This is a genomic window from Streptomyces venetus (assembly GCF_039540295.1).
Lineage (GTDB): Bacteria > Actinomycetota > Actinomycetes > Streptomycetales > Streptomycetaceae > Streptomyces > Streptomyces venetus.
This window is the reverse complement of the sequence record NZ_BAABET010000017.1, coordinates 1-18692: the sequence shown is the minus strand read 5'-3', so window position 1 is coordinate 18692 and position 18692 is coordinate 1. Positions and strand designations below refer to the sequence as shown.

General features: G+C 67.7%; 12 protein-coding genes and 3 pseudogenes. 6 read left to right on the top strand and 9 right to left on the bottom strand.

The features are described 5' to 3' along the window. Positions 1–847: pseudogene (locus tag ABEA82_RS37215) on the top strand (IS5 family transposase). A gap of 118 nt (positions 848–965) precedes the next feature. Continuing rightward, positions 966–1427, top strand: a pseudogene (locus tag ABEA82_RS37210) (hypothetical protein). Here ABEA82_RS37210 and ABEA82_RS37205 read toward each other — a convergent pair. The 4 genes from ABEA82_RS37205 to ABEA82_RS37190 form a co-directional block, all read right to left on the bottom strand. Then, entirely contained in the window at positions 1411–2217 is an 807-nt protein-coding gene (locus ABEA82_RS37205; protein ID WP_345666191.1) for an IS5 family transposase, read from the bottom strand. The pseudogene ABEA82_RS37210 and the gene ABEA82_RS37205 overlap by 17 nt on opposite strands. A 268-nt stretch (positions 2218–2485) precedes the next feature. Next, positions 2486–3580 (bottom strand): Dyp-type peroxidase, encoded by a 1095-nt coding sequence (locus ABEA82_RS37200; RefSeq protein WP_345666190.1) that lies wholly within the window; start codon positions 3578–3580, stop codon positions 2486–2488. Between the two features lie 165 nt (positions 3581–3745). Next, positions 3746–4129 carry a DUF5958 family protein gene (locus tag ABEA82_RS37195; RefSeq protein WP_345666189.1) on the bottom strand — a complete coding sequence of 128 codons (384 nt, stop codon included), beginning with the start codon at positions 4127–4129 and terminating at the stop codon, positions 3746–3748. A gap of 4 nt (positions 4130–4133) precedes the next feature. After that, on the bottom strand, positions 4134–11072 hold the full coding sequence (locus ABEA82_RS37190; RefSeq protein ID WP_345666188.1) for an RHS repeat-associated core domain-containing protein: 6939 nt from the start codon (positions 11070–11072) through the stop codon (positions 4134–4136). Positions 11073–11812: 740 nt separating this feature from the next. On the opposite strand from ABEA82_RS37190, the gene ABEA82_RS37185 reads away from it, so the two are divergent. Next, the gene (locus ABEA82_RS37185) at positions 11813–12097 is read left to right on the top strand and encodes a DUF6233 domain-containing protein (RefSeq protein ID WP_345666187.1); all 285 of its coding nucleotides are present in this window, start codon (positions 11813–11815) and stop codon (positions 12095–12097) included. Here the strand turns inward: ABEA82_RS37185 and ku are convergent. Both ku and ABEA82_RS37175 read right to left on the bottom strand, forming a co-directional pair. After that, on the bottom strand, positions 12094–13011 hold the full coding sequence (gene ku / locus ABEA82_RS37180) for a non-homologous end joining protein Ku (RefSeq protein WP_345666186.1): 918 nt from the start codon (positions 13009–13011) through the stop codon (positions 12094–12096). The genes ABEA82_RS37185 and ku overlap by 4 nt on opposite strands. Positions 13012–13722: 711 nt before the next feature. Then, positions 13723–14223: a lamin tail domain-containing protein gene (locus tag ABEA82_RS37175; protein WP_345666185.1), complete on the bottom strand. Its 501-nt coding sequence runs from the start codon at positions 14221–14223 to the stop codon at positions 13723–13725. Between the two features lie 465 nt (positions 14224–14688). On the opposite strand from ABEA82_RS37175, the pseudogene ABEA82_RS38775 reads away from it, so the two are divergent. From ABEA82_RS38775 to ABEA82_RS37165, 3 genes and pseudogenes are all read left to right on the top strand, one after another. Then, positions 14689–14813: pseudogene (locus ABEA82_RS38775) on the top strand (IS5-like element IS4811 family transposase); the annotation flags it as partial. A gap of 101 nt (positions 14814–14914) precedes the next feature. Then, positions 14915–15571 carry a maleylpyruvate isomerase N-terminal domain-containing protein gene (locus tag ABEA82_RS37170; RefSeq protein WP_345666184.1) on the top strand — a complete coding sequence of 219 codons (657 nt, stop codon included), beginning with the start codon at positions 14915–14917 and terminating at the stop codon, positions 15569–15571. Between the two features lie 162 nt (positions 15572–15733). Further along, complete coding sequence (locus ABEA82_RS37165; RefSeq protein ID WP_345666183.1) at positions 15734–16333, top strand: peptidase inhibitor family I36 protein; 600 nt, start codon at positions 15734–15736, stop codon at positions 16331–16333. On the opposite strand, the gene ABEA82_RS37160 is transcribed toward ABEA82_RS37165, so the two are convergent. Genes ABEA82_RS37160 through ABEA82_RS37150 form a run of 3 tightly spaced genes read right to left on the bottom strand, consistent with a single transcriptional unit; the run spans position 16330 to position 18050 of the window. Further along, a complete protein-coding gene (locus tag ABEA82_RS37160; RefSeq protein ID WP_345666182.1) occupies positions 16330–16494 on the bottom strand; it encodes an EthD family reductase in 165 nt (54 codons plus the stop codon). The genes ABEA82_RS37165 and ABEA82_RS37160 overlap by 4 nt on opposite strands. After that, a complete protein-coding gene (locus tag ABEA82_RS37155) occupies positions 16491–17054 on the bottom strand; it encodes a dihydrofolate reductase family protein (protein ID WP_345666181.1) in 564 nt (187 codons plus the stop codon). The genes ABEA82_RS37160 and ABEA82_RS37155 overlap by 4 nt, the downstream gene beginning before the upstream one ends. Before the next feature lie 57 nt (positions 17055–17111). Further along, positions 17112–18050, bottom strand: coding sequence for a sigma-70 family RNA polymerase sigma factor (locus ABEA82_RS37150; protein ID WP_345666180.1), 939 nt, complete (start codon positions 18048–18050; stop codon positions 17112–17114). Between the last annotated feature and the right edge of the window lie 642 nt (positions 18051–18692).

Genomic DNA, 18692 nt, shown 5'->3' with positions numbered 1-18692 from the left:
TTGCCGTGTCCGGGGCGGTAGTTGAGCGTTCGGTCGGTGTGGGGACGTCGCCGATCGTGTCGGATGAGCTGTGGGATCACCTGGGAGGCCGCTGCTGCCGCAGCGTGAGCGGCGCTTCCGCTATCCGGGCCGCAAGTGGCTGCCGGACCGGGACGTGCTGTGCGGGATTCTGTACGTGCTGCACACCGGGATCCAGTGGGAGTACCTGCCCAAGGAGCCGGGCTTCGGCTCGGGCATGACGTGCTGGCGTCGTCTGCGGGACTGGAACGAAGCCGGCGTCTGGCAACGACTCCACGAAGTCCTGCTGGCCGAGCTCAACGCGGCTTCCCGGCTGGACTGGTCCCGCTGCGTGGTCGACTCCTCCCACATCAGGGCCCTAAAAGGGGGAGACACACGGGCCCCTCGCCGGTCGACCGCGGCCGGGCCGGCTCGAAACACCACCTGATCACCGACGGACACGGCACCCCGCTCGCGGTCCTGCTGACCGGCGGCAACCGCAACGACGTCACCCAGCTGATCCCCTTGCTCGACGCGATCCCGCCGGTCCGCGGCCGTGTCGGCCGACTCCGCCGCAAGCCGGGCTCCCTGTTCGCCGATCGGGGATACGACCCGACGTCTACCGCGACCAGGTCCGCGCCCGCGGCATCTTGCCCGCCATCGCCCGCCGCGGTGCCCGACACGGACCGGGCTGGGGACCTACCGCTGGGTGATCGAACGGAGTTTTACGTGGCTGCATGGCTTCCGACGCCTGCGCATCCGCTGGGAGCGCAGGGCCGACATCCACGAAGTGTTCCTCAGACTTGCCTGCTGCCTGATCATCCACCGGCAACTCGGCTCACTGTGTTAGAGGTCGTTCTCTTTCCGAACCTTGTGTGCGGATTCTGCTGGTCAGGCATGAGATTGTGGCTGCCGCGGGAGCCTCGGGTCGTTGCTGATCGAGTTGCTGTGGAGGGCGGATGCCGTCGATGCGGGCGGTTCTGGAAGCGCGGCGGAAGGCCGCGGCCGTGCGGGTGGAGGAGCTCGAAGCCGAACTCGATCGGGTGCGGGTGGACTTGGCGGACGCCGAAGAGGTTCTCAGACGCCGGGCGATCGGCCTCGAGCAGTTTCTGGAGGGCGCTGGCCGAAGAGGAACAGTCCGCCGAGATGGCTGTCGGTCCGCGAAGGAAGTCGGTGGGACCGCGCCGTGCGGTGCCTCATCGCCAGAACGCGGCCGGACTCGAGGACCTGTCGGTGGACTACCAGGCGGTGATGAAAGCTGCGGCGAGTTCGGCGAGGACGGGCTAGGTGCCCGGCGGGCCGCCGTGGTGCTGGGCTGGGACAGTGCCTCCGCCTCACGGGTCGAGGGTGCACGAGCACGGCTGAAGAGGCTGGTGGAACGGGGCTGGCTGGTGGAGGTGAAGCCTGGAAGGTTCACCCTGCCGGCATGACGGCGGATTGATGAGTCTGTGCGGCCAGGCGGCGGTTCATCAGGGCGATCATCGACCAGCGGATGACTGCTTCGCTGGTGTCGGTGCGGCGTTCGTAGTCCCGGACCAGACGCCGACTGCGCAGAAACCAGGCGAAGGAGCGCTCGACGACCCAGCGGCGGGGCAATGGCTGGAAGCCGCGGACGTCCTCGCCTCGGCGGACGATGTCGAGGACGATCCCCAGGTGCTGGCTGGTCCAGTCGGTGAGGTGGCCGGTGTAGCCGCCGTCGGCCCAGACACGTGCCAGCCGCCTGAAGCGGCGGGCTGCCGTCGGCAGAAGGGTCCGGGCGCCGTCCCGGTCGGTCACGGACGCCGGCGTGACCAGCATGGCCAGGAGGAGCCCGAGCGTGTCGGTGAGCAGGTGCCGCTTGCGCCCGTTGATCTTCTTGCCCGCGTCGAACCCGCGTGAGGTGTGGGCGACAGTGGCGTCCGCCTTCACCGACTGCGAGTCCACCACCGCCGCACTCGGCTCCGGGCCACGGCCTTCGGCCTGGCGAACGGCCTGGTGCAGGCGATCATGCAGTTCGCCCACCAGCCCGGTGTCCCGCCATCCGGCGAAGAATGCATAGACCCGCGGCCAGGGCGGAAAGTCGGACGGCATCGCCCGCCACTTGATGCCGTTGTCGACGAGATAGCGCACCGCGTCGATCATCTGCCGGTGGCAGAACCCCTCCGGCCGACCGCCTCGGCCCGCCAGCCAGCCCGGAACCGGCAGTAAATCTTTCACCACAGCCCACTCGGCATCGCTCATGTCCGAGCCGTACCGGGGCCGGCGCCCCGGCTGGTCGGCCGCGTTCCCGAACCTGTGGGCGAGACAGTCACACCCACGAGTGGACGGACTGGACCCGGCAACCATCACCACGCGACACTTCGACAACAGGGCCTCTTGCTCCTCGCTGGACTCGACATCCGCGAGCTACCAAGAGGCCCTTCTTCCATGCGTCCGCACCGGCCGACTCACCCGAACCAGGCCCCTGTTCGAACCCCACCGACTACCCGAGCGGATAGAGAACAGCCAGTCAGCTACCCACACCGATTGATGTCGGAGAGTCACACTCCGCGATCGCGTGTAGCCATGTGTTGCCGGGCGGCGGGACGAAGAAGTAGCCGCCACCCGTGGTGAGGGTGTACTTGGCCATAGCCTCGCCTCGGAGTCTGCGCTGTACCGTCTCGAAGCCCTTCTGTAAGTCTGCTTGGAAGCAGGAAAAGATGAGTCCTTGGTCGTCGGGGCCGCGGTCGTAGTTGTAGCTGCGCCGGATCAGTGGGGGAGGGTTGCGCCGATCTGGTACCGCTCTGCGCACATGTGCATCCAGGGGGGTGGTCCTGCCTTGGGGATCGCTGGCGAAGACGGCCCGTTCGGTGCTGGGTGTGCCGTCCAGCCATCGGCCATCACGGTGGCGGCCGATGATGCGTTCCTGTTCGTCGAGGGTGTCACGGTCCCAGAAGTCGGTGGCGAGGCGGATGATTCGTATCACCTGATAGCTGCCGCCCACTGCCCAAGACGGTTCGCCCTGTCCGGCCGTGACGGTGGTTCGATCGGTGATCTCGGTCTCCGTGGCGGGGTTTGCGTAGCCTTCGGTGAAGTGGAAGGGGTTCCGGGACAGGCCTCTGCCGTGCTCAGCGCGGTTCTCGGGACGACTGCCGTCCAGGCGCCAGCGCACTCGCTGCTCCGGCAGTGCGCTCAAGACCTGCTCGACTGCTTGCCCTACGGAGCGACTTGACGAGCCGGTGATGTGAAACAGGAGATCACCATGTGACTCGTCAGGGTCCAGTACGTCCCCCATGAACGATGGCATCTCCGTGAGGTGCCGTGGCCTGGTGGCCTGAGCAGAAAAGGCGTTTGGGCCAAGGGCCAGCCACGCGGCCAAATCGCCTCCGTCGATCTCAGTGATAGCTCGGTGTGCGGTGCGCAGCGTGTCGGCGCGGCCGCAGCTTGGAGCGAGGTCGATCGAGATGACCTGCGCATATGGCAGCGGTGCCGCTCCACGCAGGTGGGCGGGCGCTTCCTGTCGTTCTCGGGTGCCCTCGAATAACGCTGCGGCACCAACAGCTCCGAAAGACCCGGCCCCGGCGGCAGCCGCCGAAATTTTCAGAAGTCTGCGTCTACTGGTCACGGTCACCTTGTATTCCGGTATGTCAGCGCACCGGCCACAAGTGCGCACCAATCTTGAATGGAGGCCTCACATGACAACCTCATGTGTCAAGCAGGTCGCTGAAGTCGAGGTATATCTCAAAGATTCCGCCGTCGGGAAGGATGTGTCTTCCGCTGTCGGTAATCGTCACAGGTTGTGCCACATGTGGCTGCACGATCCCCGGCACTCTGTTTCCCTTCGTCGCGTGTCCGCGACAGTGAAAGTTGAAAGGAGGACGCGAAAGGAGTTTACGTACTCGCGCGGAGGAAGATTGAGTATTCTCCCCATTTGTTCAAGAATCGGATCTCGAACAATCAGCACGGCCGGGGTCATGGTCGGCTTGACGCCTGACTGTGTCACCCCTTGCTGTGCATCCTCTGTGGTGGCGTGAGCTTGCATCGAGTAGCGAACCACCTCGTGGAGTACCGCTCGCTGCCCAACCGGTTCCAGTGCAGAGAACCAGTCCACGGCGTCGTCGTAGCCGAGGATCCCTTGGGCCGCTTCGTTGATGATCCGTTCAGACGTTTTCACTTGGTCATCCCATGCCGGGGAGGAATATTACGTACGGCCTGTTCCTGTCCAACTCCGCATAGTCTGGACGGTCAGGATTGTATCGCTGCCAGAAGTCCCGGCCGCGTCCGCTTCCTTCTCCGTCTCCTGTCCCTCGTGGCAGAGAGTTCTTGACTTTATGGCGGGTTCTCGCAGGTCCAGAAAGGATGTAATCCCAATCTGATGCCGCATGTGCGGTTCCGTTGGCGCGGCTTCCTACCACAATGATCGGCTGCCCGGCCTTATCCGCGGCGTTCTGAATGCGCCTCGCGTCATTGGGTCTGATGCCAGCTTCTGCTGCTGTCCTCAGGCCGGGGCCACACCATGTGTTGGTGTTGTGGACCAGCACTGCTGTTGCGCCAGCCAGCACGTAGTACGTATGCAGGGCGTCGACGGTGAGGTTGTAGACTGAGTTTTTCGCGGACCGATACCGGACGGCAGTGACCATGACCCGCGTGCCAGCGCTGGTTTGCAGCCACTGTCCCGTGGTTAAGGCGCTTGCATCGAGCCACTGGTGGAGTTCGGGAGCCCAGAATGGATGGCCTTCGGTGGCGGTGATCATGCCAGTTTTGGTCCCGGCGATGCCGTCGGTGTCGAGAGTGATGTCGACGAGGCGTTTATCGCCGCTGCCCTTAACCAGGGCGGTGACCTTGCGTGGCCCTGTCTCGCCCGCTTCGGGGTCGGTGGCAAGGACGGAGTCGCCGATCTTCACGTCCTTGATGGGTTTGCGGGTGCCGTCGGCCATCAGGACGGGGGTGTCGCCGGTGAAGCTGTTGGGAACCATGCAGCGGCCGATGGCGCCTATGCCTGCGCCGAGCATGCCGCCGAGGCAGCCGAGGGCGGCGGATTGGCCGACTTGGCCCCAGTTGACTTTGCGGCCGGACAGGCGCTGGGTGAGCCAGTCGAGTCCGCCGTCGACGATGCCTCCGATGATGCAGCCGGCGATGAGGGGGTTGTTGCCGGAGGGGTCGGTGTAGGTGGTGGGGGAGGACAGGGCGTACTGGTAGAGGTTGGTGCCGCCGGCGTGGCCGATTGGGTCCTGGGAGATGAAGCGGCCGGTTTGGGGGTCGTAGTAGCGGTTGCGGTAGTAGAGCAGTCCGGTGCCATCGTCTTCGCGTCCGGTGAAGGTGTAAGGGCTCGAGGTGGTGGTGCCGGTGGCGGTGGGGGCGCCGTTCGGGTCGTAGGCATAGGTGGTGGCGATGGTGCCGTCGGTGTTGGCCAGGCCCACGACGGTGCCGAGCGCGTCAGTCAGGTAGACCTGGGTTTTGCCGCCTTCGGTGCGGGTGAGGAACTCGTCCAAGCCCGAGGTGGCCACGCTGGCTGTCGTGGCTCCGGAGGCATTCTGTTCGACCAAGGGGTTGGTGCCGTCAGGCAGGTAGCGGGTGGTGGCGTTGCCGATGGTCTTGGAGACGCGGCCGCCGAGCGGGTCGTAGCCGAATGATGAGGTGGTGCCTGCCTTGGCCAGGCCGGTCAGTTCTCCGCGGGCGTTCCAGGTGTAGGTGCGCAGGCCATCGCTCTTGAGCTGGCCGACATCGTCGTAAGTGAAGGTGCGGCCGTTGTAAGTAGTGATGCGGTTGTCGTCGCCGAACTGCGTTCCGCTCTCAGCGGCGGGCAGGGCCACCTTCGTTAGCGATCCAGTCAGGCCGGTCTGCAGGGCGCGGACGTCCCTGGTGTATGTCAAGTCGCCGACACTCTTGGTGCCTTGGGCATAGGTGAGGGACTTGATGACGCCGGTGGTGTCGTAGCCGGTGGTGCGGGTGATGCCGCCGGGCAGGGAGGCGGCCTTTGGCCGGCCCACGGCGTCCAGGCTGAAGGTGACTTCCTGGGCGCCGGTCTTGACCGACTTGAGGATGCTGGACTTGTCGTAGCCGTAGGTGGTGCTGGTTCCGGCCGCGGTCATCAGGGTGCGGCGGTCGGCGTCGTCGTAGTCGTAGGTGACCTTGCCGGTGGGGCCGGTGGTGGTGGCCAGGCGGTCGTGGACGTCGTAGGTAAGGGCTTGGTTGCCGGCCTTGCTGTCGGTGATCTGCTTGAGCAGGTCCCGGGTGTCGTAGTCGTAGGTGACGGTGGATTCGGCCTGGCCGAGGACGTCGACGCCGTACTTGGTGTTCTTGGGGCGGCCGAGGAGGTCGTATTCGGCGACGGCGGCCTTTCCGGATCTACTGGTGGCCTTCTTCAAGAACCCGGCCGCGTCGTACTCGAACAGTGCCTGCGCGCCCAGCGGATCGGTTGCTGTCTTGGGACGGTCGGCCTGGTCGTAGTCCCATTTGGTGGTGTTCTGGCGGGCGTCGGTCAGGGTGGTGAGGTTGCCGTTCTCGTCATAGCCGAGCACGGTGGTATGCCCCAGTGGGTCGGTGATCTCCCGGGTCTGGTTGAGCTCGTCGAACAGCACCGAGGTCAGCGAGCCTGCTTCGTCGGTGAGGGCACTGATGCGGCCGGCTGCGTCGGTGAACTGCCGGGTGATGCGGCCCTCGGCGTCCTTCACCTGCGCCAGGTCGCCGTGCTGGTACGTGTATTCGGTGGTCGCGTTCGCATTATCGGTAACCGTCTTGACCTGGCCGCTTGTGTTGAAGGTGAAGCCCGTCTTGCGGCCTTCGGGATCAGTGACCGTTTGAAGATCGCCGGCGGTGTTGTAGCCGAAGACGGTGGCGTTGCCCAGCGGGTCGGCGGCTTGGGTCGGCTGGTCGTAGGGACCGTCGAAGGTCGTCTTGTCCGTGGAGCGGGCACTGGCGGTTCCGGCCAGCTCGAGCGCCGATGTGACGTGCCCGTTGGCGTCGTAGGACAGTTCGGTGCGGCGGCTGAAGGGGTCCACGACGGCGGCGATGCGGTGCTTGGTGCCGCGCTCGTAGACCGCCTTACGGGCCAGCGTCGTGCCGTACGCCTCCGTGTCGTTGACGGCGAAGCCGCTGTTGTCGAACTCCACTCTGCGTACTGAGCCGCCCGGCTGGGTGACCTCCGTAGCAGTGATCTGGCCGGCCGGGGCCTTCGTGTAGGCGAAGGAGTATTCCTGTCCCTCGGTCAGCGTCTGCTTCTTGACCCGGCCGTCGGCGTAGTAGCTGTTGGTCATGTAGACGATGCCGCGGGCATCCTTGGCGGTCGCGATCCGGTTGGTCGCGCCGTCGTAGGTGAAAAAACTGGTTTTGCCTGCGGGGTCGGTGACCGTCTTGAGCCGCCCGGACTCGTCGTAGGTGTAGGAGGTGCTGCGGCCGGTGTTGTCCTGCGCCTTGGTGATCCGCTGGGCGCTGTCGTAGCTGAAGGAGATCCAGCGTCCCCCGGGGGCGGTGACGGACGTGATGTCGCCCTTGGAGCCGTTTGAGCGGGTGATGCGCAGCGCGTTGCCGTGCCGGTCGCGGACTTCCCGCAAGGGTCCGTACCAGGGGAAGACGTAGTCGGTGCCATCCCTCAGGCGCAGGTGCCAGCTGCTCGACTCCTGGCTGATTTTGGCGCCGTTCAGGGCGGTGGGTGTGCCTTCGGGTTCGAAGACCGCGTCGGAGTAGCCGCTGCCCGGTGAGGTCCGCACGAAGTGGACCTTCTTGCCGCCTGGCAGGTACAGGTCCACCTCGGTGTAGAGGCGTTTGGAGTGCAGATACATGTTGTAGGACAGGTCCCGGCCGATGCCGAAGGCGCGGGAGCGGGTGTCGCCCTGCCAGTACGTGCGGGTGACCTCGGCCGAACCCAGCGGCCCGGACACGCCCAGATCAGTGCGGGAGTCGGTCAGCAGGCCGGTCTGCAGGTCGACGGGGTCGCCGGAGAGCCAGTCGACGATGTCCGAGATCGCGGAGAGGTCGAAGGGGATGACGTCGGAGATGCTGAGCATGGCGCCGTGGAAGGCCCACACGCGCGTCTTGTCGTCAGGGACGACCTGTTTGCCGTCGCGGGTGACGGTGCCGTGCCCGTAGGTGTGCCAACCCTTGCGCTCAGGATCGTAGGCGAGGAAGTCGATCCGTGTACCGGGAGCTTCGTGCGTGTAGTTCGGGTAGACGATCTGTGCGCCCTTGGGGAACAGGTACGTGCCGCCCGGCTGGACAGTGAAGTACACCGGCACAGCACTGTTCTCGGGCAGCGGGAAGGGGGGCCGGTCGACGGGGATCGCGGTGATGCCCAGCTCGGTGACCGCCTTGCCGTGTTCGTCGCGCACCACCGAGCCCTTGGGGATGCGTACCTCAAGCCCGGGGATCTGCGGGGTGGTCAGGGTGATGTCCGACCTGGTCGGGGTGTCGAAGGTGACGGTGTGCTTGGTGTCCAGCGGCGTCATCCAGACGGGGAAGCCCAAGTCCGTGGTGCGGCCCGCCACCGGCCGGATCCGGATGTCGTAGCGCCCGTAGCTGCGCTTGGCGGTCTTCGCGCTTGCTCCGTCCACGACCAGGGTGGTGGCCTCGGCGCTGATACCGGACAGCAGGAAGCGTCCCCGGCCGTCGGTCTTCGTGCTCTTCGCCCCGACCCGGACGGTCACCTTGGGCAGCGGCTTGCCGTCCAGCTTCAGCACACGCCCGGTCACCGCCGTGCTGCCGGGCGGCGCACGCAGCGCGGCCGGGGCCTTCGGCCCGGCACCCCGCCCCGTGAGCCAGTCCCGGCCCTTGAGGTTGTGCGCAGCCGGACGCCAGGCATCGCGCCCCTTCGGCACGATGCCGGCCGCCTTCTTCGCCTTCTCTGCCTTGGCTTTCGCCTGCTGCTCGAGCCGGTCACACTTGTCCGCGCGTACCTTGAGCCAGTCCGGCAGCGACATGGCGAGGGTGCGGGCCAGGCGCTCGGCGCGGCACGCGCTCTTCACCGACAGCCGCGGCACGTTGCTGGTGAACGCATGCGCCTTCGCTGCCGCGGCCGCCGCTTTAAGGCTCAGGTTGAGCGAGCCGGTAGCCGCGTTGGTGGGGTTGAGGCGCACCTTGTAGGTGCCGGCTTCGGCGAGGTCGGTCAAGGCGATCGACCCCGACGCGCCAGCGGAGATCAGACGGGAGCTGACCACCGCGGTGCCGGACGGGGCCAGCACGTCCGCCCAGAGGCTGCTGGTGAAGGTGTTCGCCGCCACCTCCAGCGACAGGTCATCACCCGCCTTGGCGGTGAACGAGGCGTGGATGTTTTGCCCGGGCCGGGCCGCCGTTGCCTTCACCGCCGCACCGCCACGCGTGAGCGCGCCGATGTCGGCCGGCTTGGACAGGGTCAGCGTCACTTTGCCGACGTCCAGCCTGCGGTCCGCCACCCGCACCGTGTAGGTGCCGGCCGCCAGCGCCCCGCTGTCCCAGGCGTCGTTACGGTTAGGCGCCGCCGTGATGCTGGAGATGTACTTACCGTCCGGACCGGTGATCGTGACCGTTGCGTACGACGGCATCGTCGCCCCCGTCGCGGCGAGGCTGACAGACTCCCCGGCCTGCGCGGTGAAAGTGGCGATGCCGTCCTGGCCGGGACGGGTGATATTCAGGGTCGGCGACGCACCGGTCGCGCTGAGCGTCCCGCCCTGGACGTAGTGGGAGATGGCGACCTTGACCGTTCCGGTGCCGCCGCCGTCGGGGTCGCAGCGCAGCGTGTACTGGCCGCTCTGCGGCAGCGAGTCGATGTCCAGAGAGTTGCTGTCCCCGTTGGGAACGGGCAGATACTCACCCTGCGTGCCGTCCGGCCGGTAGACGTAGCAGCGCAGATAGCCGCCCATCGACTTGGCATCCACGCCGACGCTCAGCGATTCGCCCTTGGCCGCGGTGAAGGTCCAGTTGCCGTCCTGCCCGATCCGCGACAGAGCCGTGGACACCGTCGGCCCGTCGAAGGACACGGCCGCGTTGACCGGCTTGGACAGCATCACCGCTACTGAGCCGGTGTCGGTGGAGCGGGGGTCGATTACGAACTGGTACGTCCCCGAGTCCGGCAGGCCGGTGACCTCCCAGTCGGCCGCCGTACCACCAAAGCTGTTGGAGGCGACCGTCTCGCCCTGCGGCGAGAGGAGACTGATCGAGGTCTGGGACGTGAACGAGCCTCCCTGCAGACCGAACCCGACCGTGTCGCCCCGCTCGGCGTCGAACAGGATCCGCGCCCTGTGCTCAGCCGTCACCACCGCCACCTGCGAGGGGTCCGCATCGGTGAACGAGGCCCGCATCGTCGTGTCGAACAGTGCCCCCTCAGCGTCAGCAGTGACGGTGAAGTCGCCCTGCGCCGCAGTTGAACCGGAAGGGGTGTCCACCTCCACCCGTCCGGTACGGGCGTGGGGCGGCACCTCGACGGTCAACGAGGAAGCGGAAGCCTTCTTCACTACGGCGACCAGGCCGTTGAAGCGCACCACGTTGTCGGTGACTGCGGAAGCGAACCCGGCACCGGACAGGGTGACTTCACTGCCGGGCGCACCGGAGGCTGGCTCGACCTTCGTCACGCTCGGTCCTTCCGACGCCACGATGAACGCCTCCACCGCGTCGGCGGACGCACCGCCTGCGCTCACGGTCACCTTCCCGTTGACCGCGCCGGAGGGCACGGTAACGACGAGACGGGTGGCGGAGGCGGAAGTGACGGCGGCCGACTTGCCGCCGATCGTCACGGTATTACCGGCGGCGGTGGGGGAGAAGCCGGTACCCGACAGCGTGATCTTCGCACCGGGGGCCGCCCGGACAGGAACCACCGACAGCACCGACAGCGTGCTGGAGGCAAAGCGGTCGATGCCCAGCCGGTTGCCCGCCTCGTCGTAGCGGTAACGCGCCGTCTCACCGCGCGGATCAGTGACACCGGCTAACCGGCCTGCCGCGTCATAGGCGTAGACGGCGTTGTTCGTCGTGGGCTCGGCGGCGGCCGACGCCTTGGGCTTTGCTGCGGGCTCCGCCTGCGCATGGTCTCGGGGCTGAGAAGGAGCAGCGCTCGCTGACGGCAGGGTCTTGGCAGGCTGAGGCTCCGGCGGCAGAGCCTCAGCCGACACCGTCCCCGCCGCCAGCGCCAGGACGAGCACACCGACCGTCACCAGCCGATGCCGACCACGTCTGATCACACCTAAGTGCCCAACCCGCGACCGCATGCGCCCTCCCCAAGGCACTGCACAGGACACCCAGGCCCCGTGAAACCCACCCACATCGCACGAGCCGTCACACCATAACCACACTGCGTCATGTACGCGACAGAGGCGGTTGCTTGTGGCTGAGATTGGGCAGTCACACGTGTCGCACAGCGGAAACGTGCGGCTGGAAGCAGCCCCGACCAGCCGGGGCTAGTGCCGCTGAAGGGCAGGCGTCAGCGATCTTGCGCGTGAGGTTGCTGCTCGCAGCGCTGAACGCCGCCGTGGTTGCTGCCATGAAGTGCCTGCATAAGCGCCTCGTGCAGCCTGCACGCTGTTCGGCCGCTGTGGGGCACTGAGCGACTCAGTCTCCGTCGCTACAAGATCGACATGTCATCCCACTGCATCCGAGCCCTCCGGGGGTAACCCCTCAAGATGCCGGGGGCAAGGACCGACCGGCGCATCCAGGCGCTGCGCTTCGATGGTCGTCCGCTGCCCCGTTGCACGGTCGGTCACATTTCAAGCCCCAGCCCGTAGACCGGCCTCCTCCAACCGCCGGTGTTGCCCTGTCCAGCGGCCGGGCACCGCCAGCGGGTCGGACTGGCTCCCGACCTGAAGGACCCGCCGTGAGACGTCTACGAGCCGCGGAGCGCATCTCTATGATCAGGTCTGGAGCGTCGTGACTCGCGCTGCTCCGTTTCCTGGAGCGTGTGCAGGAGCGCGACCTGGCCCGCACCCGCAGGTGGATCGCCGACGAACAGCGCCGCGAGGCGGAGCGGCGCCTCGGCGAAGAGCGGCGCCCGCCTGCGCCCGAGTGGCTGATCGAGCGGGGCCTGGACCGCAGCAACATCGTCGCCGTACACACCGGTGCGTGCTGGGACCCGGGCAAGCGGGCGAGGCCCGCGACCAGGGCACAGGCCATCGACGCGCTCCGCCATCAGGTGCCGGCGTGTACCAAGTGCAGGCCGGACACGGTGCTCGGCATCGAGGTCTAGGCGCTGCGCGGCCGGCGCCCGGACGTCTTCTTGGCCGCGGCCTTCTTCGTGGTCTTTTTCGCCGCCGTCTTCTTGGCCGGCTGCTTCTTCGCCGTCTTCTTCGGCATCTCGTGCACGTCGGCGTCCTCGCCGCGCAAGGCCCTGGCCTGCTGCACGGACTCGTTCAGGGCGGCCATCAGATCGACGACCTGCCCCGGCTTCGACTCCGGCTCCTGCAGCTTCGGCGGCTCGCGATGCTCCCGCTTGGCCTCGATGATCTGCTCAAGGGCCTCGGTGTAGGTGTCCTGGAACTCCGCGCCCTCAAGGTCCTCGCGGGTCATGTTGTCCATGAGCGTGAGCGCGCTGTCGATCTCGTCGTCGCTCAGCTCGACCGGCGGCGGCAGCAGTTCCTCCGGCGAGCGGATCTCGTCGGGCCAGCGCATCGCGTGCAGGACGATGGCGCCCTCGCGGACCCGGAGCAGGCCGAGGCGCTCGCGGCCGGACCAGGCGTACTTCGCGACGGCCACCTTGCGGCTCCGCTCCAGAGCCATGCGGAGCAGCTTGTACGGCTTCGCGGCGACCTGCCCGCTCGGCGTCAGGTAGTAGCCCTCGCCGATCTTCAGGGGATCGACGGAGTCCAGCGGCACGAACGCGACGATCTCAATCGCCTTGGCCGTCGGCAGCGGCAGTTCCTGCAGCTCCTCGTCGCTGATCGGGATGACCTGCTCCTTGGTCAGCTGGTAGCCCTTGCCGATCTCGCCCTGGTCGACCTCGCGGTCCTCGAGCTCGCAGTACTTGCGTACCCGCACCCGGCCCATGTCCTGAAGGTGGTACTGGTGGAAGCGGATCGAGTGGTCCTCGGTCGCGCTGGCAACCGAGATCGGCACGGTGACCAGGCCGAAGCTGATCGCGCCGCTCCAGATGTTTCGGGGCATGACGAACCTCCGCGCTACCCCGAGCACCACCAGGCTACGAGGGCAACTACAGCCGCGCACGTGCAAGGGCGCTCAGCCGCGGCTCCTTTTGCTCGGCTGGCTCTGAAGGCCGTCATCGGCCTCGAATGCCGGGGCCTGAAGCAGGGCCCGCTTCCCGCCATGGCGGCCTGCTCGGCGGCAGCGCGCACGGGGAACGCCGGCCTCTGGGAATTCACCGCGGCCATCCAGCACGCGACCGCATCCGACCGGCCAGTCCTGCTGCGCACCGAGTCCGACCGTCGGCCATGGACAGCGCACCGCTTCCCGCTGGGTCGACCTTTCAGCCGACACCCTGGCCTTCTGTGCCGCCCACACCGGGCCTCACCCCCCGCCCCGAACTGACGACGGACCACCGTCCAGCAGCCGGCCCGTGGCGCCCGCCCCGAGGGACCCACCCCAGCACCGGGCAAGCCTCAGCCTTCGGGCTGGGGGCTCAGGACGGGCGAAACACAGGGGGGCCAGTGCCCGTATGCGCCCAACTGCTCCAGAGCAGGGCTCGGCGGCTCTCATCAACCACCGCCGACGACGGTCCGCTTCGACGGCCCGCCGAGGGCAGCACTGCCGGTTCGCATCCTGGCGCTCGCCGCAGACGCACCCGGCCTCTCCGGCCGGGTGCGTCGATGGTCTACCGGGGCGTGGGTGGGGTGTTCAGTTCACCCACGCTGTGTGGGGTCAGCGGTGGTGGCGACCGCCGTGGTGGTGGCCGCCGCCGTGGCGGTGGTGGCCCCAGGAGTCGTCGTCGATGAAGCGTCCGTGGTCGTTGCGGAGGGTGGCGGTGTCGGAGCGGTTGTCCCAGACGTAGTGGCGGCGGTCCTGGTAGAGGTCGGTGTCGGTGTCGCGGCCGTAGCCGGTGTGGATGCGGACGGTGGCGCGGCCTTCGAGGCGGTAGTGGTCGAAGGCGTAGGTGTGGCCGTCCTCGTCTTCGAGGGTCCAGCCGTCGAGGTTGACGCTGCGGCGGGCGGTGTTGGTGATTTCCACCCATTCCCGGTTCAGGGAGCGGTTGGAGCGGTCGTCCCAGCCGGGGGAGTCGTACTGGACGTCGGAGATTTGCACCTTGGGCCGCTCGGGGCGGGCGTGGTCGGCGGCGGAGGCCGGCAGCGAGATGACCGAGACCAGAGCACCGGCGGTGAGCGCGACGGCGGCGAGACGGCGAGCAGTGGCGGAAGCGGACACGAGGTCTCCCTGATGGTGCGGACACCCTTCCCCCTAAGGAGCCGGCTACGGGCTGCCCGGGGGACTCGGTGTGATGCGTTGGCGACCGGCTGGCCGCGCACACACTCTGTCCACGTCATGGAGAAGTTGAGCGTGAAACATGACCCCTGTTACCTATTGTCCAACTTTCCATGACTCTCGGACGCAACATCCATGTATAACGACCGTGCGGGGTGTTGACGCGCTGACAGGTCGGGAAGACCTTGCGGGGGTTGGGGCGTGGCGTGTCCCCGCCACAGTGCGCCACCTCGCAGGGGATCGGGTCGTCACCCGAAAGTGAGTAACAGCAGGCTGGTTGCCGAGCCGTCGAACGCGGGCCTAGAGGACCCGTTAGTGGGGCTGCTGCGCCGGCGCGGCCAGGTGGCTCGCGCGTTGGCGCTGGCGTTGAGGTTCGCCTGTGTTCTTCCCGACGGTGCGTCTGATGCCCCCGGAAGCACGATCGTCTGGGCCGACCGTTCTGGGGGTGCACGCTCGTCACCTGGGCGAAAAAGGAACTCAACCTCACGATCAAGACCGTCGCGCGCCCGAGGGACACTTCAGGGCCCCGCCGGGGGCGTCGAAGGCTAGTGCTGTGACCGCGGACCTTCGCAGGTTTGCTGGCCCGCTGATTAATAGGAGGGGTGGCTCCTTGCGGTCGCGGTACGGTCCTGCCATGTCCCGATCAGCCGATGTTGGCCTCTCCCAGCCCCCCGTCACCGCGGATGACCTCGACCTTGCTGTGCAGCTTGCTGTGGCAGTCCTTCGCGAGGCGCCCCCAACTGCTTGGGAAGGCAGGGCCGGTTCGCTGGAATGGGACTGCTGGGAAACCGTCGAGCACCTCAGCGACGACCTCTTCGCCTACGCTGCGCAACTGGGCCCCAAAACACCGCCCCTGGATGGCGAGGTGCCCTTCGTATGGGAGAGCCGACGGCCCGGCGGCCCAGCGAACGCCATTCACGCGAACCGCAAGGCGGGGCCCGCCGGCCTGCTGCAGGTCCTGGAGGCGAGCGGTGCGCTGCTGGTTGCCATGGTGCGCACGACGCCTCCGCAGACCCGCGCTCACCACGTCTTCGGAGTCTCGGACCCCGAGGGCTTCGCTGCGATGGGGACCGTGGAGACCCTGGTGCACACGCACGACCTGGCCCAAGGGCTCGATCTCACATGGAGCCCGCCTGCCGATCTGTGCTCGCGGGTGCTCGCCCGGCTGTTTCCGGACGCACCGTCGTCCACGGATGCCTGGTCGACCCTCTTGTGGGCCACCGGACGCGCCGAACTACCCGGACACCCTCGACTCACCACATGGCGCTGGGACGGCACCCCCCGGGCATAGGCTCAGGCGCCTGCGCCGCAAAGAAGAGGATCGGTCGGGCGTGGCTGGTCAGGCTGCTGCTGAGATCGGTCGGCCACCCCAGCGGCAGCATTCGGCGGAGTCGGTGCAAGCCCTGGCCGTTCGGCGCGCTGGCCATGAGCGCTCTGGTGCCCGCCGGCAGCCGTGCCCAGCGATCGCCGCCCCGAGGGCTACGTCTGCTTCTGGACCGGCCCCAACTACACCGGCGTCATGAGCGTCTACAGCAACCCCGTCAACCACAACAGCTGCGACGCCATCAAGCCCGCCGCCCGCACGGTGTTCAACAACGACGACCAGTCGTGGGACTTCTACCCTGACACCAACTGCCGCGTCTACGCCTCCACCCTCGCACCCGGCGAGTCCAACGAGTACAAGCAGGTCAACACCTGGATGCAGCACGTCCCTGGGGGCCTCCAACGCGCGGCTGGAGGCCCCCAGCGCGCCGCCCGGCCCAGGGGTGTCGGCCGGCCCATCACCACGCGGAGCCGGCTGGTGGTACGAAACGCTCCCAGTCCTGCGGGGCGCCTCTCACACCTCGAAGGTGACCGTGCCGTGGGTGAACTTGTTACGCGTACGGCAGAGATCGCCTACAGCACACTCTCGTCCACAGTGAAGATCATGCAGCGGACCGGGGCGAGTTCCTGCAGGAGCGCCGCGTCGGCCCCAGCGGCGTGTCCCTCGGGTGAAGCGAACGCGGCGTGCAGCTCGTCCATCGAGTCCCATTCCAGCTCGGCGACCAGCTAGTACGGGAAGCCGCCGCGGACAGCGACCAGGTCGCCGCCGATCGTGTAGCGGCGCAGCCCTGGGAGGCGGCGGGCGAGCGGGATGTGGACGTCGTAGTAGTGCCGGTCGAATGCTGCGGGGGCTGCGGGTATCTCGTACAGGGCAATGAAACGGACGGTCATCGGGCGGCCCTCCGGTAGCGGGTGAGGACGGCGGCGCCGACCTGCTCGGCGGCCAGGCACTCCAACTCGGCGTGGCAGCCGTCGTCCGGGAAGAGCCGACGACCGGTGCCCAGGATGGTGGGGAAGGTCAGCAGCCGGTACTCGTCGACCAGGTCCCCGGCCATCAGCCGGTCCACGACGCTCAGGCTCCCGGTAACGATCACGTTCCGCCGCTCGCGCTTGACGGCATCGACCAGATCGCCTTCAAGCAGGTGGGAGTTCGTCCACACTGACATGCCGTTGTGGCGCAGGGTGCGGGAGGCGACCAGCTTCGGGACGGCGTTCATCCGCGCGGCGAACGGGTCGTCGCGGCCCGGCCAGAGCCGCGAGAACAGCTGCCAGGTGGCACGTCCGAGCAGCAGCACTCCCTCGTCCAGGGTGCGGCCGAGCCGGAACTTGTCGCCGGCGACCGCTTCAGGGCCGTGCCGGAATGCCCAGCCGCCCCGCGGCGTGCCGGCGGACCCGTCCGGGTCGGACACGATCCCGTCCAGGGTGATGAACTCGATGACGATGACGCTCACGATGAGATTCCCTTCGCTCCGGTGCTCACCGGTACCTACCGGCCGCACCGCTCCGACTCATCGCTCCCGGCGGAAACCGCCCGCGGGAATCTCGCCCGGCAGCTCAAAGGCGTCGAATACGCACGGATCGGCGAACACCACGTTGTGCGTGATGCGGCCGTCCGTGACGGTGAAGACCTGCAGAGTGTGCAGCCGGCACCCGCCACCTGGCTCCGGCGCATACGCGGCAAGCGCGGGCTGCCCGTTGGCGGTGACCTCTCGCATGCCCCAACCCACGCCACGCATCCGGAACACCCGCTCCAGGAACCGGCCATAGTCCCGGCTGCCGCGGTACCACAGAGGCACCGGGGGCATCTCCATCACCGCGTCGTCGGCCAGCAGCCGCACCAGCGCGGGTACATCGGCCGCCTCGAACGCTTGCATGTACCGCTGGATGACCGCCCGCACCTCTGGATCGTCCGGCTCGGTGACCGCACCGGCATCACGCACGTCGACGAGGGCGGCACGGGCGCGCTGCAACGCGCTGTTGACCGCCGCGACTGTGGTCCCCAAGTGCTCGGCGACCTCTGCGGCAGTGAACGCCAGCACCTCGCGCAGCACCAGCACCGCCCGCTGCCGCGCCGGCAGGACCTGCACCGCCGCCACCCACGCGAGCCGCAGATCGGCCCTGACCTCCACATCGAACCGTGCGTCGGGGAACGGCTGAAGCCAGGGCACATCGAGAGCCGGCATCAATGGCGCCTCGGGATTGTCGCTTGGCACCCCCAGCCCGGACGGCAGCGGACGCCGCCCGCGCCCCTCCAGTGCGGTCAGGCACACATTGGTCGCGATCCGGTACAGCCAGGTCCGCACCGACGCGCGCGCTGGATCGTACCGGTCACGGGCCTTCCAGGCACGCAGCAGCGTCTCCTGGACCAGGTCCTCGGCCTCGTGCACCGAACCCAGCATCCGGTAGCAAAACGCCACCAACTCACCCCGGTACCGCTCGAAGTCCACAGGGTCATCATGCTGCACGGGGCTTATGCCCCCGGAGAGGGGCCTCAGCGGGATCCGCCAAAGCTTCGCCAGCGCAGGCACCGTGCTCCGCCGGTCGAAGGCCCACGCCGAGGCTGGGTTGGCCGCCAACTGGATCAAGCACGACGACAGGTTCCACCTCATCGACCGGTCCAACTGGATGTTGACGCCTCACAGGTCCGCAGTGGCAGCCGCGCGTCGGCCGCGACCTCGCGCAGTTCCTCGAGGAACTGCGCCGGCCGCACGCGCAGTGTCGGGGGTGTCGCGAGGAAGCATTCGCGGCATCGGTCGAGCCAGCGGGGCCCGTGGTCCGGGTCGTGGAGCACGCCGCTGGTGCGGGACGGCTGGCCGCAGGCTGAGCAGGGCGGCTCCTGTTGCATCCGTGCCCGGGTCTGGGCGAAGCGGGGCGCGGCCGGGGCAGGGGAGAGGGGGGCCGGTTCAACGCCGATCCTGGGGGCGGGCTCCTCGTGGTTCATGTCAGCTCCGTGGGTGTCCTGTGCCACGGAACCTTGACCGTTTGCCGCTGAGGTTTGACCGATGGGCCGCGTGTGGAGGGTGTAGCCATGGACAATGAAGTGCCGCTGTTCGGCGGGCGCATCACCACGGGCGTGGTCAGGGTCGGGA